General features: G+C 64.1%; 15 protein-coding genes. 8 read left to right on the top strand and 7 right to left on the bottom strand.

Features of this window, described 5'->3' with window-relative positions; all coding sequences use genetic code 11:
- Positions 1 to 26: 26 nt before the first annotated feature.
- Both ACSQ3S_RS22920 and ACSQ3S_RS22925 read right to left on the bottom strand, forming a co-directional pair.
- Positions 27 to 1547: a sensor histidine kinase gene (locus ACSQ3S_RS22920; RefSeq protein ID WP_413448683.1), complete on the bottom strand. Its 1521-nt coding sequence runs from the start codon at positions 1545 to 1547 to the stop codon at positions 27 to 29.
- On the bottom strand, positions 1544 to 2257 hold the full coding sequence (locus tag ACSQ3S_RS22925) for a response regulator transcription factor (protein WP_176651643.1): 714 nt from the start codon (positions 2255 to 2257) through the stop codon (positions 1544 to 1546). The genes ACSQ3S_RS22920 and ACSQ3S_RS22925 overlap by 4 nt, the downstream gene beginning before the upstream one ends.
- A 149-nt stretch (positions 2258 to 2406) precedes the next feature.
- Between ACSQ3S_RS22925 and msrB the strand changes: the two genes are divergently transcribed.
- From msrB to ACSQ3S_RS22965, 8 genes are all read left to right on the top strand, one after another.
- Entirely contained in the window at positions 2407 to 2901 is a 495-nt protein-coding gene (gene msrB / locus ACSQ3S_RS22930; protein WP_436143890.1) for a peptide-methionine (R)-S-oxide reductase MsrB, read from the top strand.
- Positions 2902 to 2913: 12 nt separating this feature from the next.
- Positions 2914 to 4806, top strand: a complete 1893-nt coding sequence (locus ACSQ3S_RS22935; RefSeq protein WP_436143891.1) for a cytochrome c biogenesis protein DipZ — start codon at positions 2914 to 2916, stop codon at positions 4804 to 4806.
- A gap of 12 nt (positions 4807 to 4818) precedes the next feature.
- Positions 4819 to 5532, top strand: a complete 714-nt coding sequence (msrA, locus tag ACSQ3S_RS22940) for a peptide-methionine (S)-S-oxide reductase MsrA (protein ID WP_436143892.1) — start codon at positions 4819 to 4821, stop codon at positions 5530 to 5532.
- A 75-nt stretch (positions 5533 to 5607) separates the two neighbouring features.
- Complete coding sequence (locus ACSQ3S_RS22945; protein ID WP_353403033.1) at positions 5608 to 6657, top strand: ABC transporter substrate-binding protein; 1050 nt, start codon at positions 5608 to 5610, stop codon at positions 6655 to 6657.
- Positions 6654 to 7241 (top strand): SCO family protein, encoded by a 588-nt coding sequence (locus ACSQ3S_RS22950; protein WP_353403032.1) that lies wholly within the window; start codon positions 6654 to 6656, stop codon positions 7239 to 7241. Before ACSQ3S_RS22945 ends, ACSQ3S_RS22950 begins: the two co-directional genes overlap by 4 nt.
- Positions 7238 to 7711, top strand: coding sequence for a cupredoxin domain-containing protein (locus ACSQ3S_RS22955; RefSeq protein WP_353403031.1), 474 nt, complete (start codon positions 7238 to 7240; stop codon positions 7709 to 7711). The genes ACSQ3S_RS22950 and ACSQ3S_RS22955 overlap by 4 nt, the downstream gene beginning before the upstream one ends.
- Positions 7699 to 8457 carry an ABC transporter permease gene (locus tag ACSQ3S_RS22960; RefSeq protein ID WP_353403030.1) on the top strand — a complete coding sequence of 253 codons (759 nt, stop codon included), beginning with the start codon at positions 7699 to 7701 and terminating at the stop codon, positions 8455 to 8457. The genes ACSQ3S_RS22955 and ACSQ3S_RS22960 overlap by 13 nt, the downstream gene beginning before the upstream one ends.
- Entirely contained in the window at positions 8447 to 9196 is a 750-nt protein-coding gene (locus tag ACSQ3S_RS22965; RefSeq protein ID WP_436143893.1) for an ABC transporter ATP-binding protein, read from the top strand. The genes ACSQ3S_RS22960 and ACSQ3S_RS22965 overlap by 11 nt, the downstream gene beginning before the upstream one ends.
- A gap of 41 nt (positions 9197 to 9237) precedes the next feature.
- Here ACSQ3S_RS22965 and ACSQ3S_RS22970 read toward each other — a convergent pair whose 3' ends face one another.
- The 5 genes from ACSQ3S_RS22970 to earP all read right to left on the bottom strand — a co-directional run bounded on the left by ACSQ3S_RS22970 (position 9238) and on the right by earP (position 14667).
- Positions 9238 to 10044, bottom strand: coding sequence for a PEP-CTERM sorting domain-containing protein (locus tag ACSQ3S_RS22970; protein ID WP_436143894.1), 807 nt, complete (start codon positions 10042 to 10044; stop codon positions 9238 to 9240).
- Positions 10044 to 10853 (bottom strand): PEP-CTERM sorting domain-containing protein, encoded by an 810-nt coding sequence (locus ACSQ3S_RS22975; RefSeq protein WP_436143895.1) that lies wholly within the window; start codon positions 10851 to 10853, stop codon positions 10044 to 10046. Before ACSQ3S_RS22975 ends, ACSQ3S_RS22970 begins: the two co-directional genes overlap by 1 nt.
- Before the next feature lie 166 nt (positions 10854 to 11019).
- A complete protein-coding gene (locus ACSQ3S_RS22980) occupies positions 11020 to 12624 on the bottom strand; it encodes an amidase (protein WP_436143896.1) in 1605 nt (534 codons plus the stop codon).
- A 183-nt stretch (positions 12625 to 12807) separates the two neighbouring features.
- Positions 12808 to 13383 carry an elongation factor P gene (locus ACSQ3S_RS22985; RefSeq protein WP_176651652.1) on the bottom strand — a complete coding sequence of 192 codons (576 nt, stop codon included), beginning with the start codon at positions 13381 to 13383 and terminating at the stop codon, positions 12808 to 12810.
- A gap of 132 nt (positions 13384 to 13515) precedes the next feature.
- The gene (earP, locus tag ACSQ3S_RS22990; protein ID WP_353403027.1) at positions 13516 to 14667 is read right to left on the bottom strand and encodes an elongation factor P maturation arginine rhamnosyltransferase EarP; all 1152 of its coding nucleotides are present in this window, start codon (positions 14665 to 14667) and stop codon (positions 13516 to 13518) included.
- Between the last annotated feature and the right edge of the window lie 122 nt (positions 14668 to 14789).

A 14789-nucleotide genomic window follows, 5' to 3' on the forward strand; every position in this document is an offset into this window, starting at 1 on the left:
TATGTGAGCTGTATGCTGGCGCGCGGCTAGCCCTGCGCGTCCAATGCAAAGCGGAACACGGCGCCGCGCTGCGGTTCGCTGAGCAGTTCGATCCTGCTGCCGTGAAGCTGCAGCACCCGGCTGACGATCAGCAGGCCCAAGCCGCCTTCCCTGCGCTCGCCGCGCAAGGCGAACGGGCGGCGGAACAGCACTTCCTGCATCGCCTCCGGGATACCCGGCCCGGTATCGCCGACGGTCACCTGCACCTTGCCATCACGCGCCGGTTCTACGACGATTTCCACCTCGCCGCCGGCCGGCGTATGCCGCAGCGCGTTGTCCAGCAAATTGGTCAGCACGCGCTCTATCATGCCCAGGTCGGCCTGCACCATCGGCGCCGGATGCGGCAGCGTCGCCATCAGGCGCACCTTGCGCTCCTCGGCCTGCAATTCAAACTTCTGGAATACATCCTGTATCAGGTCGCTGAGCGAAAACGCTTCGATCTCCGGTTCGACCGAGCCATGCTCCAGCCGCGCCAGTTCGAACAGCGCCTGCGCCAGCCGCCCGACCTTGCGGCTTTGCGCCAGCGCGATGCCGAGATAGCGCTGCCGCCCCGCCGCATCGAGCGTGTCGTCCTTGAGCGACAGCGTCTCCAGGTAGCCGTGCAGGGAACCCAGCGGCGTACGCAGGTCGTGCGAGATATTGGCCACGATTTCGCGGCGGTCGTGATCGAGCTGGCGCACCGTCTGCCACTGCTCGTTGATGCGGTCCGCCATCTCGCCGAAGGAGCGCTCCAGGATCGCGATCTCGTCGCGCCGGCCGCCGCTGACGGGCGGCGGCAGCACCAGCTGCTCGGCCTTGGTGTCCAGCTGCTGCATGGTCGCGGCCAGGCGGTGCAAGGGCCGCGTGATCAGGCGGAAGGCGACCAAACCGGCCAGCAGGCCAAGCAGGGCCACGATCGCCATCGACCACAGCGTGGTGCGCAGCACCGAACTGGCGGCGGCGCGCGCCGCCAGGCGGTCGTGCTCCTCGCTTTGCAGCACCACGTAGATGTAGCCCACCTTGCGCTCGCCCATGCGCAGCACGGCGGCGCTGAACACCTTGCGGCCGTTCTCGCTGCGCGGGTCGTCGCCCTGTATCGGCAGGGGTTGCTTGTCGAGGAAGCGGCGGATAGGCTCAAGGTCGACGCGATTGCGCCGCAAGTGGCCGGCCGGCGCGGCATGGCCGACGACCATGCCTTCCATGTCGAGCAGGTAGACTTCGACATTCGGATTGACCACCATCAGCTGGCCGAACAGGCGGCGCACGGCCTCGGGCCCGAGACCTTCGCTGGCGGGTGCGCCGGGCGCGGGCGCAGGGGAAGCTACGGCATCGCTGTCGGCGTTCATCAGTTGCGCATCGAGCGCGATGCTGCGCGCCAGGCCGCGCGACAAGCCCTGCACCACTTCCTTCTCATGCATGATATTGGCGCGGATCTGCAGCCACGCGGACGCGCCGCAGCAAGCCAGCAGCAGCACCGCGAACACCAGCGACAGCCGCTGCGACAGTGTCAGCGAAAATCCGGACTTCATGCCGCGCCGCCTGTGGCGAAACGGTAGCCCTTGCCCCACACCGTCAGGATGCGGCTCGGCTCCGCCGGATCGGCTTCTATCTTGGCGCGCAGGCGGTTGATATGGGTGTTGACCGTGTGCTCATAGCCGTCATGCTGGTAGCCCCACACCTGGTTCAACAGGTCGAGCCGGGAAAACACCTTTTCCGGATGCTTGACGAAGAAGTACAGCAGGTCGAATTCGCGCGGCGTCAGGTCCAGCGGGCGGCCTTCGACGGCGGCCTGGCGCGTCACCGGATCGAGGCGCACGCCGTTGAGCTCCAGCGCCCCGCCCTCGTTGCGCTGGTTTTTGGCCATGGCGTCGGCCCGGCGCAGCAGCGCCTTGACGCGCGCAACCAGCTCCAGCACCGAAAACGGCTTGGCCAGGTAGTCGTCGGCGCCCAGCTCCAGCCCGAGGATGCGGTGCACCTCGCTGGAACGGGCGCTGGTGATGATGATCGGCGTGTAGGTCTTCATGGCGCGCGCCTGGCGGCAGATTTCCAGGCCGTCGACGCCTGGCAGCATCAGGTCGAGGATCAGCGCGTCCCAGCCACCGTTGCGCAGCTGGGCCAGCCCCTGGTTGCCGTCGGCGCAATGGGTGACCTGATAGCCCTCGTCTTGCAGATGCAGGCGCAGCAGATCGGCGATAGGCATATCATCTTCTACGATCAGGACGCGTTTTGGTAAATCCATGGTCAGTCGAGCCGGAAAAAGTCGGAATGCGCCATTGTGCGGGATTTCTGGCCTGGAAAGTATCACAATTAATTGAAGTTTACGTGAGGATTTCGCCAGCCCTTCTGGACAACAATGGCTGCATCGACATTCCAACTTTGGAGCTTCTCATGACTTCCAGACGCAAATTTCTCCTGACTAGCGGTGCCGCCCTGATGGCAGGCGCCGCAGCTTTAAAATGGCGCGCGGTGCAGGCCGCGCCGGCCCCCGCCTGGGAAGTGAACCTGAGCGACGCCGAATGGCGCGCCCGCCTCACTCCGGCCCAGTATGACATCCTGCGCCGCGGCGGCACCGAGCGCCCGTTCAGCAGCCCGCTGTACAAGGAACATCGCGCCGGCAAATTCTTCTGCGCCGGCTGCCAAAACCCGCTGTTCTCTTCCGCCGCGAAATTCGACAGCGGCACCGGCTGGCCGAGTTTCTGGAAGCCGCTGGAACGCGGCGTCTACACCGCCCGCACCACAGCGTTGGGCTTCCGCGGCGTCGAAGTGCAGTGCCGCCGCTGCGGCAGCCACCTCGGCGACGTGTTCGACGACGGCCCGGAACCGACCGGCCTGCGTTATTGCATCGACGGCCTGGCGCTGAGCTTCACGCCCGGCGCGGCTTGACCGGAGGATGCCATGTTACTGATCCTTCTTTCCTACCTGGGCGGCGCGCTGACGATACTCAGCCCGTGCATCCTGCCGGTGCTGCCGTTTGTATTTGCCCGTACCGGACAACCTTTTGTACGCAGCGGCTTGCCGATGTTGGCAGGCATGGCGCTGACCTTCGCGCTGGTGGCGACGCTGGCCGCCGTCGGCGGCGGCTGGGTGGTGCAGGCCAATCAGTACGGCCGCTGGCTGGCGATGGCGCTGATGGCCTTCTTCGGTGTGACGCTGATGTTCCCGCACCTGGCGGACCGCTTGACCAAGCCGCTGGTGGCGCTGGGCGACAAGCTGTCCAGCAAGGCGCAGCAGGCGAATGCCCCGGCGTCCGGCGACGCGATGGCTGGCGCCTGGTCCGGCGTACGCGCGTCGTTCCTGCTCGGCATCGCGACCGGTTTGCTGTGGGCGCCTTGCGCGGGTCCGGTGCTTGGCCTGGTGCTGACCGGCGCAGCATTGAACGGCGCCAGTGTGGGCACCACGCTGCTGCTGTTGGCCTATGCGGCAGGCGCGGCGACTTCGCTGGCGTTGGCGCTGCTCGTCGGCGGCAAGGTCTTCGGCGCGATGAAGCGCTCGCTGGGCGCCGGCGAATGGGTGCGCCGCGGTCTGGGCGTGGCCATGCTGGGCGGCGTGGCGGCGATCGCCACCGGACTCGATACCGGCCTGCTGACCAAGGTGTCGACGGTGGCGACGGCGGGCCTGGAGCAGAAGCTGATCGATGCGCTGTCGCCGCGCGACCAGCAGCAAGCCGCCAGCCAAGGCGCGGCGATGATGTCGCGCAGCGCGGCGCCTGAGGGTGGAGCCATGATGAGCGGCGGCGCCATGATGTCGCGCACGGCGATGACCGGCAAGGGCCCCGCCATGATGGCGATGCACGGCGCGGCGGCCGATGCCGACGCGCTCAAAGTCGAAGGCACACTGCCGCAGCTGACCGGCGCCGTCGAGTGGCTGAACTCCTCGCCGCTGACCGCCGCCCAGTTGAAGGGCAAGGTGGTGCTGGTCGACTTCTGGACCTACTCGTGCATCAACTGCCTGCGCACCATGCCCTACCTGAAAGCCTGGGCGGAGAAATACCGCGACCAGGGCCTGGTGGTGATCGGCGTGCATGCTCCCGAATTCGCCTTCGAGCGCGATCTCGGCAACGTGCGCAAGGCGATCAAGGATCTCGGCATCACCTATCCGGTCGCCGTCGACAACAACTACGCCATCTGGCGCGCATTCGGCAACCAGTACTGGCCTGCCCACTACTTCATCGACGCCAAAGGCCAGATCCGCCACCACCATTTCGGCGAAGGCGAATACGCCCAGTCGGAACAAGTGATCCAGCAGTTGCTGGAAGAGGCAGGCCGCAAGGACGTCACCAACACCGTCGTCAGCGCGGAGGATGCGAAAGGCGTCCAGCAGGCGGCCGACATGAGCCAGGTCGCTTCGCCGGAAACCTACCTGGGATACGAGCGCGCACAAAACTTCGCCTCGGCTGAAAAACAGGCTGCGGACAAAGCCCGCCTGTACACGGCACCAGCCAAGCCGGCGCTGAACCAGTGGGGCCTGGCCGGCAACTGGCTGTCGCAGCCCGACCAGGTCACGCTGAACGACGCCAGGGGCAGCATCGTCTACCGCTTCCACGCCCGCGACCTGCATCTGGTGCTCGGTCCCGGCAAGGATGGCAAGCCGGTGCGCTTCCGCGTGACCATCGACGGCGCCGCACCGGGCAAGGACCACGGCACCGACGTCGGCGTCGACGGCACCGGCACCATCACCGGCCAGCGCCTGTACCAGCTGGTGCGCCAGTCCGGCAGCATCGCCGACCGCACCTTCAGCATTGAATTCCTCGATCCCGGCGTACAAGCCTACGCCTTCACCTTTGGTTGAAACGGAGTACATATGAACAGCATCTTGAAAAACTGGGGCGGTCCGCTGGTACTGGTGGGCGCCAGCATCTTCGGTGTCGCGTTATGGCAACAGCCGGCGGAATCGGCGGAAATCGCCGTCGTCATCGCGCCGCCGACGGTCGATGAACCGGCAACCACCGAACACTCGGCCACCGCCATCTTCGCCGGCGGCTGCTTCTGGGGCGTGCAAGGCGTGTTCCAGCACGTCAAAGGCGTCAGCAACGCGGTCTCCGGCTATGCCGGCGGCGACAGCCGCACCGCCAACTACGACGCCGTCAGCGGCGGCGACACCGGCCACGCGGAAACCGTGAAAATCACCTACGATCCAACGCAGATCAGCTATGGCAAGCTGCTGCAGATCTTCTTCTCGGTGGCGCACAATCCGACGGAGCTGAACCGCCAGGGGCCCGACACAGGCACCCAGTACCGCTCGGCGATCTTCCCGCAGTCGCCGGTCCAGCGCAGCGTGGCGGAAAAGTACATCGCGCAGCTCGATGCGTCGCACGTATTCAAGAAGCCGCTGGCGACCAAGATCGAACTGGATAAGAAATTCTATCCGGCCGAAACCTATCACCAGAACTTCCTGACGCTGCATCCCAGCCATCCGTACATCGCCTTCAACGACCTGCCGAAAGTCGAGAACCTGAAGCGGATCGCGCCGGATGTGTATCGCGCCGACCCCGTACTGGTCAGAAAAGCACTTTAAGCCTGAAACACCCTCAGCCGGTGTAGTACAATTACATAATGTATTACACTGCGGTATTACACACGGCTGAGCGCTATGGATAACCAAGACCACTCTTCTCCCGATTCGCCACTGCGGCGCCAACTTCTGGGCGGCCTGCTGTCGGCCGCCGTGCCGGCGCTGCCGCTGATCCTGCCGTCCAGCGCCCGCGCGGCCGATGCACCGATCCAGGTCGGCGGCCTGCCCGTCACCTGCAATCTGACGCTGCCGGTGGCCTGCATGGCGAAGGCCGCCGCCGCCGGCAAGCCGGGCGCGCTGCCGCGCGGTTTCGAGTACAGCAAGTACAACGGCTGGCCCGAGATCAAGGAATCGCTGATGACGGGCCGCATCCAGGCCGCCTACATGCTGGCGCCGCTGGTGATGGACCTGGCCGACAAGCGCATCCCCGTCAAGATCGTCTCGCTGGGCCACCGTTCGGGCGCCGTCATCATGGTGCGCACCGATTCCGCCTATAAGAAATTCGCCGACCTGCGCGGCAAGCGCATCGCCATTCCAAGCCGCTTCGCGGTGGACTTCCTGTTCCTGCGCAAAATGCTGGCGCGCGAAAAAATGACGCCCAAGGATATCGAGATCGTCGAGATGGCGCCGCCGGACATGCCGGCCGCGCTGTACGCCAAGGCGGTCGACGGCTACTGCACCGGCGAGCCGTTCGGCGCAGCGGCGCAGCGCGCCGGCTATGCGCGGCCGCTGGCGATGACGCGCGACGAATGGCGCAACTACATCTGCTGCGTGCTGACCGTGCGTGAAGAGCTGATCAAGGAAAACCGCCCGCTGGTGCAGGAGCTGGTCAACTTCGTGCAGGCGTCCGGCAACTGGCTCGATTCCGGGCCGGCCAGCCGCGAAAAGGCGGTCACGATCGCCGCCGGCCGCAAGTACTTCAACCAGGATCCGAACGTGCTGCGCTTCGTGATGCAGAATCCGACCGACCGCGTGACCTACGGCGACCTGCGCATGATACGCGCCGAATTCGACGAGTTGATGCAGCTGTCGATCGAAGCCGGCACCATCAAGCACCCTATTCCCTACGAATCCTATGTGGACGAGAGCTTCGTCAAGGCCATCAAACCGGTGGCCATCAACATATGATCAAGACTCTCGTGCTGCTGATGGCGATGGCGGCGACCTCGCTGAGCGCCCATGCCGCCGACACGCTGGGACTGAAAGCCGGCGTATTCGATCCGCCGCGCATGGCGCCCGACTTCACCGTGCGCGGCTCGGACGGCAAGGAGCTGAAACTGAGCCAATACCGCGGCAAGCTGGTGCTGCTGGAATTCGGCTACACCTCCTGCGTCGATGTGTGCCCGGTATCGCTGGCGATGCTGGCCGACGCGCGCAAGCAGCTCGGTGAGCAGGCCGCCCAGCTGCAGGTGATCTATGTGACGGTCGACCCGGAGCGCGATACGCCCGAACGCATGAAGAACTACCTGCGCGCCTTCGACCCGACCTTCATCGGCGCCACCGGCACGCCACAGCAGATGGAGCGCGTGCGCCGGGACTACGGCATCACCGCCACCAAAAAGATGATCGAGGGGAGCAAGACCGATTACGTCGTCGGCCATTCCTCGTATCTGTACTTCGTCGATCGCAAGGGCAACCTGCGCGCGCTGCTGCCGTTCGGCCGCACCGCCGCCGACGTGGTGCACGACACTACACTGCTGCTGAAGAATTGAGTACGCCGCCGCGCCGCCGCTATCGCTGGCCGCTGGCCGGCGCCGCCTTGCTGCTGGCGGCTGCTGCCGCGCTGTGCATCTGGGCCGCGCTGGCGCCGCTCGTCCTGCCCTCGCGCGACGAACTGTTTGAAATCCCCAATGGCACCTGGGCGCGCCGCATGGCCGGCGACAAGGTGGAGATCCTACCGTCCGAAATCCATCTGACGCAGGGCGCCAACGACGTGCTCCTGCTGCGCAACAAGGACAGCGTGCCGCAGATCTTCGGACCGGTGCTGATCATGCCGGGGCAGAGTTTCCGGCTGCCGTTCGAAACCGTCTCCATCAACGACTTCGCCTGCACCGCGCACGCCAGCGGGCAAATGCGCGTGGTGGTGGACGCCATGCCGGCCGCCGGCTGGCCGCGCCTGAAGTGGCGCGCGCTGCGGGCGGCACATTCCCTCAACATGAACTGGACGTTATGGAAAAACTGAAAAAAATCCTGCCGCCGCTGGCGGTGCTGGTCGCGCTGATCGCCCTCTGGTGGGTGGTCGTGGTACAGACCGAAAGCGTGATCTTCCCGACGCCGCTGCAAGTGGTGACCGGCACGCTGGAGCTGGCCGAAGACGGCACGCTGTGGGAGCACATCGGCGCGTCGCTGTTCCGCGTCGGCACCGGCTTCGGCCTGGCGGCGCTGGTCGCCATTCCGATGGGCCTGTGGATGGGGCGCGTGGACGGCGCCTACATCACGCTCAATCCGATCTTCCAGATCCTGCGCCCGATCTCGCCGATCGCCTGGATCCCGCTGGCGATCCTTTGGTTCGGTGTCGGCAACCTGTCGCCGATCTTCCTGATCTTCATCGCCTCCGTGTTCCCGATGATCGTGCAGACGGCCGCCGGCGTGCACACCATCGAACGGCGCTACCTGCGGGCGGCCGAGAACTTCGGCGTGTCGAAGACGGTGCTGTTCCGCCAGGTGATCATCCCGGCGGTGCTGCCGGAGATCATCGTCGGCATGCGCATCTCGCTGGGCGTGGCCTGGCTGGTGGTGGTGGCGGCCGAGATGATCGCGCTGCGCTCCGGCCTGGGCTATCTGATCATGGATTCACGCAACGCCGGCAACCGCTACGACCTGGTCATCGCCGGCATGATCATCATCGGCATCATCGGCCTGATACTGGACGCGGTGATGCGCAAACTCGAAGGCCTCAAATCGGTAAGGTGGCGCTATGGACGCTAAAACTATGGACGCTAAAATCGTCGTCAACGACATCAAGAAAAACTTCAAGGAACTGCCGGTGGTCGGCGGCGTCAGCCTGGACGTGAAGGATGGCGAATTCGTCGCCATCGTCGGCCCGTCCGGCTGCGGCAAGTCGACGCTGATGAAGATCATCGCCGGCTTCGAGCCGCCGAGCGAGGGCGAGGTGCGCATCGACGGCACGGTGCGGCGCGGCCCGAGCCCCAAGGGCATCTCGATCTCGCAGCATGGCTCGGTGTTCCCGTGGCTGACGGTGCAGCAGAACCTGATGTTCGGCCTGAACGGCGACGGCCACGGCGACAAGGCGGCGCTGGCCGATCACTACGCGGCCATGGTGGGCTTGAAGGGCTTCGAAAACAGCTACCCGCACGAACTGTCGGGCGGCATGCTGAAACGGGTGGAGCTGGCGCGGGCGTTCGTCGTCAAGCCGGAGATCCTGTACATGGACGAGCCGTTCTCCGCGCTGGATGCGCTGATGAACCTGAAGATGCGCACCGAGCTGCTGCGCATCCTTTCAGAGGAACGCCATACGGTGATACTGATCACGCACGACGTGGAAGAAGCACTGTTCATGGCGGACCGCATCCTGGTGCTGTCGCCGCGTCCGACAAAGATACAGGCGATGTTCGAAGTGCCGCACCCGCACCCGCGCAAGCTGTCCCGCCCCGAGTTCCAGGAAATGAAGGAGCAGATCCTGCGCGAGCTGGGCGTCGTGATTTGACGAAAAAAAACCGGCAAGCCGGTTTTTGAATTGCGCGCAGATCAGCTGTTCCGGCGACGGCGCGCCAGCGCACCTACACCCATCAGCCCGACAACCAGCATCCCATAGGTGCTTGGCTCCGGAACGCTGCTGACGTACACATTGTCGATCGCCGCCGAGACCCGGACAAAGTCAGCCGCGTTGCCGCAAACCGCGCTGTCGCACCGGTAGGCCTGGCCATCCGCGTAGTAGGTCTGTCCGTTGCTCGTTGAGACGCAACCCGCCTTGGCGCAAGCGTAAGCGGTAACGGTAATGCCCGAGGTTCCATAGGGTCCAGCGGTCAGATCGGTAAGGTTAACATGGCTGAACTGGAAGGCACCGGTCGACGGCCCCTGGACCACCCGCGCGCTGATCTCCGGGAAAATAGTGAAGCCGTTAATCTGCACCATGTAATCGGCTGCGGCCACGCCGTTGAACGTGGCCGACTGCAGGACCGCGATATCCAGCGAGGCGATCACCAGGTTAGGCGATCCGCCGTAGATGGTCATGCCGCCGCTCTCTTCGGTCGAGAAGTAGTGGCCTGTGTTTGCGGCCGGGCAAGTGCTACCAGAGCAGGCGCTGTTGAAGCCTTTGATCGTACCCAGTACCGTATCGGTTGGAAAACCAGGGTAGGAAGCATACGCATTGCCGACTTTCAGTCCATAGCCCAGATCCAGGCTCGGAGCAGTGAACGAACCCAGCGGAACGTTTTCGAAGTCAAACACCGCACCGGCATGCGCGGCAGGCAAAACTGCCGCCGCCATGGCTGCCACGGTCACCGATAATAGTTTGCTACGCGCGTTGGACAACATCGTTTTAAATAATTGCATTATTTCCCCTTCAGTGGTGTAAAAAACTTTTTCCGACGCGCGGCAATACCGATGCCCACCAGGCCGGCAAGCAGCATGGCATAGCTTTCAGGTTCCGGCACGCTGGATACATAAACGTTATCGATAGCCACGGCGACCTCCTTGAAGTAAGCCGGATTACTGCAGGCGGGGCTGTCCGACTCGCAGCGATAGACGTTGCCATCGGCATACGGCGAGCAACCGGCCTGGGCGCAAGCGAAGGCGCGTATGGTCACCGCATAGGTGCCGTACGGTCCTGTCGTCAGGCTTGGTACGTTGAAATGGCTGAACTGGAAACTGCTGGCGGATGGCGCTGCGAAGACCGTGTTCGATTCCACAGGGAAGATCGTGAAGCCGCTGACCTGCAACATATACCCCGCCGCGGCTTGTCCATTGAACGTGGCCGATTCGGTGATCGCGGCATCCAGCGACGAGATCACCAGATTCGGGCTCATCGAATAAATCTGCATTCCATTACTGAGGTCGGTGGAAAAATAGTGGCCGGTGTTCGCGGCCGGGCAACTGGAATCCGCGCACGCGCTGTTGAAATTCTTGATTTCACCCAAGATCACGGACGGATCAAAAGGCCCCATTTCCGTGTACTGGTTGCCGAGTTTGAGATCGTAGCCGAGCGGCATGCTGGTCAGGTTGAATGTGCCGGATGGAATATTTTCGAAGTCGATCAGTACGCCGGCCTTGGCGCCAGGCGCGGCCATCAGCGCAGCGCTTGCCAAGCCCAGTGACAGGATGCCACCGCGTATGGCGCGCAGTATTGATGTGGTGAAATGCATTTCCCCTCCTTTTTACTTTGATGGGTTGGGCAGCCGCAAAAAAAATATCGCGCCAACAACTTCATTGTAAATTAAGAAATGCAATATTGGAAATAATTATTGAGTATTAATAATAACTTTTATTAAAGAAGCCTCTCCTGGAAGGGGGCCGAGGAAATCGCCGGCGCTATCGAACTGCCAGAGAAACGCTAGGAGGGAACTGCGGGGCGCGCCGGTGCAGCGTGGCCTGCTCGTACGAGTACGCCATGCCGATCAAGGACGCTTCAGTGTACGCCGCCCCCACAAACGACAATCCCACCGGCAAGCCGTGCACGTAGCCGGCCGGCACCGTGATGTGCGGGTAGCCGGCCACCGCCGCCGGCGACGAGAAGCTGCCGCCGAAATGGTCGCCGTTGATGAAGTCGGTCAGCCACGCCGGGCCGCCGGTGGGCGCCACCAGCGCGTCGAGCCGGTGCTCCTTCATGACCTGGTCCAGTCCCTCGGCGCGCGCATAGCGATGGTTGTTGGCCAGCGCTTCGCGGTAGGCCGGCGTGTCCAGGTCGCCTTTCGCCTCGGAACGCTCCAGGTATTCCTGGCCGAAGAACGGCAATTCCTTCTGGTGGTTTCTCTGGTTGAAGGCGATCACGTCGGCCATGCTGGCCACCGGCGCGTCCGGCGCGTATTCCTTCAGGTAGGCGGCCAGGTCGGCCTTGAATTCGTACAGCAGCACTTCGGTTTCGCTGTCGCCGTATTTGCTGGTGTTGGGCACCTCGGTATCGACCAGCACCGCGCCCTGCGCCTTCAGTTCCTGCAGCGCCTTCTCGATCACCGCGTCCAGCTCGTCGTTGCTGCCGAAGAAATTGCGGGCCACGCCGATGCGCTTGCCCTGCAGCGCGCCGGTGCGCAACGCGGCGCGGTAGTCGCCGGCCTTGCCTGCGCCTTCCTGCGTGACCGGGTCCCTCGGGTCCACGCCCGTCATCGCCGCCAGCATCAGCGCGGCGTCGGCCACGCTGCGCGCCATCGGGCCGGCCGTGTCCTGCGAATGCGCGATCGGGATGATGCCGCTGCGGCTGACCAGCCCCAGGGTCGGCTTGATGCCGACCAGGCCGCAGATCGAGGCCGGCGAGACGATCGAGCCGTCGGTCTCGGTGCCGACCGCCAGCGTGGCCAGGCCGGCGGCGATCGCCGCGCCCGAGCCGGAGCTGGAGCCGCTGCAGTTGCGGTCCAGCGAATAGGGATTGAGCGTCAGCCCGCCGCGACCGCTCCAGCCGCTGACCGAGTGCGTCGAGCGCATATTGGCCCACTCGCTCAGGTTGGTCTTGCCGATGATGACGGCGCCGGCCGCGCGCAGCTGCGCGGCCACGTGGGCGTCGCGCGCGGCGCGCACGCCGTTCAGCGCCAGCGAGCCGGCGGTGGTGCTCATGCGGTCGCCGGTGGCGATGTTGTCTTTCAGTAGTACCGGGATGCCGTGCAGGGGGCCGCGCACGCGCTTGAGGTTGCGCTCGCGGTCCATCTCCAGCGCGATCTTCAGCGCTTCGGGATTGATTTCAATGATGGCGTTGAGGCGGGGGCCGGACTTGTCGATGGTCTTGATGCGGGCCAGGTATTGCGAGGTCAGCGCGTGCGAGGTCAGCTTGCCGGCCTCCATCATCTGCTGCTGTTCCCACACGCCGGCGTCGAGGATGCCGCCGGTGCCCAGCTTGGCACTCGTGCCCGGCGCCGCCAGCACCCGATTGCCGCCGGCCGCCGCACCCGCCGCCAAGCCGATTCGAACGAAATCCCTGCGATCCATGCCATCCTCGTGAGTGGTTAGTCTCTGATCACCAATAGTCGCAATTTATTGCGTGCCATAAATATATCAGCGTGTTGCAACCTACACCACAAAAATTATTACAAATCGGCAAATAATTACCTATTTCCAATAAAAAAAGCACGCCGGCTTGCGCGAGCGTGCTTTTTTTGCAAGGAAAAGCGATCAGTTACGAACGATACGCTTGTATTCGTTGGTGCGGGTGTCGATTTCGATGACGTCGTCCTGGCTCACGAACAGCGGCACTTGAACGGTGTGCTGCTTGGATTCGATGGCGTTTTCGATCTTGGCTTCTTTCAGGACGTTGCCCGAAGTGTTGCCCTTGACCGCAGGCTCCGAGTACACGACCTGGCGCTGGATGGTGGTCGGCAGTTCGACCGAGATGGCCTTGCCGTCATAGAACACGGCTTCGCATTCCATGCCGTCTTTCAGGTAGCTCAGGGCGTCGCCCAGGTTTTCTTCTTCGATTTCATACTGTTCGTAGTCGGAGTCCATGAACACGTACAGCGGGTCGGCGAAGTACGAGTAGGTCACCGGCTTCTTGTCCAGCACGACCACGTCGAACTTGTCGTCGCCGCGGAAGACGTTTTCCATCGGGGTGTTGGTCAGAAGATTCTTCATCTTCCATTTGTACGTGAAGCCCGTGCGGCTCGAACCGTTCACATCGGAACGCAGAACGATCATAGGCTTGCTGTCAACCATGATGATGTTGCCAACACGAATTTCTTTTGCAGGTTTCATAGAGAGTGTACGTAAAAAGTAGGTTGCGTAAAAATCATCTGTCGCCAGGCGGGAAGCCATCAGCTCACGGTTGATCGGGTAAAAATGCGCTAGAGATTAACCCGGCATTATACCGTGCTTTTCCCGCTGCGCCTATCTCAGCGTGGCGGCAAATTGCATCAGGTTGCCGGCCAGATCGCCGTGCGCCAGCATTTGCCGTTCCCACGCGGCGGCGTGCGCGGCCATTTGCGGCATCTGCGCGCGGAAGTCCCGCCACAGCGCGGACCAGCCGGCCGGCTCCCCCGCCGCCGGCGCGCCGTTCCAGCGCAGCGAAAATTCGGCCAGCGCCTCCAGCCCGCCGGCGTAGCGCTGCAGGAAGGCGCGCAGCTTCTTGTGGTGCAGGTCCTCGTCCTGCGGATAGATGTGCCAGACGAAGGGCTTGCCGGCCCACTGCGCGCGCACGAAGGAATCCTCGCCGCGCACGAAGTTCAGGTCGCAGGCCCACAGCAGGCGGTCGTAGTCCGGCTGCGGCACGAACGGCAGCACGCGCAAGGTCAGCGCGCCGTGCGTGGCGCTGGCGCCGGCCACCGGGTCGGCGCCGAGGAAGGCTTGCACCGCTTCGGCCGCGACGCCCTCCGGCACCAGGCAGGTGATGGCTTCGGCGCCGTCGCGCCACACGTCCAGCAGCGCCGACACCGGCGCGTGCGGATAGCAGAACAGCGACACCTTGGTCGACCCCAGTTCGGCCGGCGCGACGCCAAAGCGCGCCAGCGAGGCGGCCATGGCGGCCGGATCGGACTGGAAGCGCAGGCGCTCGGCCTCGAGTTCCGCCTCGCGCAGCAGGCCGCCGGTTTTTTCGGTGAAGCCCGGGAAGAAGAAATGCTTGGTCAGCGGCAGGCGCGGATGCGGCGACGTCAGGCGGTGGCAGCCCTCGACCCACTCTTCCGCCGTCAGCCCTTCGAGGTTGAACCACACCGGGCGCGGCTCGCACAGCGCCATCGCTTCGATATAGCCGGGCGGGATGTCGACCGCAAAGAACTCGATGACGATGTCGGCCACGTCGGCCGGGCTGAACACGCCGTCCTGATCGCGCCAGTGGCGCACCTGGACGCCGTCCACCTGCTGCCTGTCCGCATGGGCATCGACCGCCGGACAGATGCGGCGGAAGCTGGCCAGGTCGTCCACCCACAGCGTGACGGCGAGGCCGTGCTCACGTTGCAGTTGGCGGGCCAGGCGCCAGCAAATGCCGATGTCGCCGTAGTTGTCGACGACGCGGCAGAACAGATCGAGGCGGCGGAAAGTCATGGGAACGCTGTGTTGATGGTGAGGCCGGATGATACCTGATTAAGGCATGGGAGCCACCAAGAATACCAAAACTAATCCTCCCGCCTCCCGGTCCAAATTCTTCCAGCGCGGGCGCACACGCC

Source organism: Duganella sp. LjRoot269 (genome assembly GCF_964254095.1).
GTDB classification, from domain to species: domain Bacteria; phylum Pseudomonadota; class Gammaproteobacteria; order Burkholderiales; family Burkholderiaceae_D; genus Rugamonas; species Rugamonas hordei.

What these genes read in the sequence shown, in the direction of transcription:
- ACSQ3S_RS22965 (WP_436143893.1), top strand. Translation starts at nt 8,447, where the DNA reads ATGGACGCTAAAACTATGGACGCTAAAATCGTCGTCAACGACATCAAG.
- ACSQ3S_RS22945 (WP_353403033.1), top strand. Translation starts at nt 5,608, where the DNA reads ATGGATAACCAAGACCACTCTTCTCCCGATTCGCCACTGCGGCGCCAA.
- ACSQ3S_RS22975 (WP_436143895.1), bottom strand. Translation starts at nt 10,853, where the DNA reads ATGCATTTCACCACATCAATACTGCGCGCCATACGCGGTGGCATCCTG.
- ACSQ3S_RS22950 (WP_353403032.1), top strand. Translation starts at nt 6,654, where the DNA reads ATGATCAAGACTCTCGTGCTGCTGATGGCGATGGCGGCGACCTCGCTG.
- ACSQ3S_RS22960 (WP_353403030.1), top strand. Translation starts at nt 7,699, where the DNA reads ATGGAAAAACTGAAAAAAATCCTGCCGCCGCTGGCGGTGCTGGTCGCG.
- ACSQ3S_RS22920 (WP_413448683.1), bottom strand. Translation starts at nt 1,547, where the DNA reads ATGAAGTCCGGATTTTCGCTGACACTGTCGCAGCGGCTGTCGCTGGTG.
- msrA (WP_436143892.1), top strand. Translation starts at nt 4,819, where the DNA reads ATGAACAGCATCTTGAAAAACTGGGGCGGTCCGCTGGTACTGGTGGGC.
- ACSQ3S_RS22935 (WP_436143891.1), top strand. Translation starts at nt 2,914, where the DNA reads ATGTTACTGATCCTTCTTTCCTACCTGGGCGGCGCGCTGACGATACTC.
- earP (WP_353403027.1), bottom strand. Translation starts at nt 14,667, where the DNA reads ATGACTTTCCGCCGCCTCGATCTGTTCTGCCGCGTCGTCGACAACTAC.
- ACSQ3S_RS22985 (WP_176651652.1), bottom strand. Translation starts at nt 13,383, where the DNA reads ATGAAACCTGCAAAAGAAATTCGTGTTGGCAACATCATCATGGTTGAC.
- ACSQ3S_RS22970 (WP_436143894.1), bottom strand. Translation starts at nt 10,044, where the DNA reads ATGCAATTATTTAAAACGATGTTGTCCAACGCGCGTAGCAAACTATTA.
- ACSQ3S_RS22980 (WP_436143896.1), bottom strand. Translation starts at nt 12,624, where the DNA reads ATGGATCGCAGGGATTTCGTTCGAATCGGCTTGGCGGCGGGTGCGGCG.
- msrB (WP_436143890.1), top strand. Translation starts at nt 2,407, where the DNA reads ATGACTTCCAGACGCAAATTTCTCCTGACTAGCGGTGCCGCCCTGATG.
- ACSQ3S_RS22925 (WP_176651643.1), bottom strand. Translation starts at nt 2,257, where the DNA reads ATGGATTTACCAAAACGCGTCCTGATCGTAGAAGATGATATGCCTATC.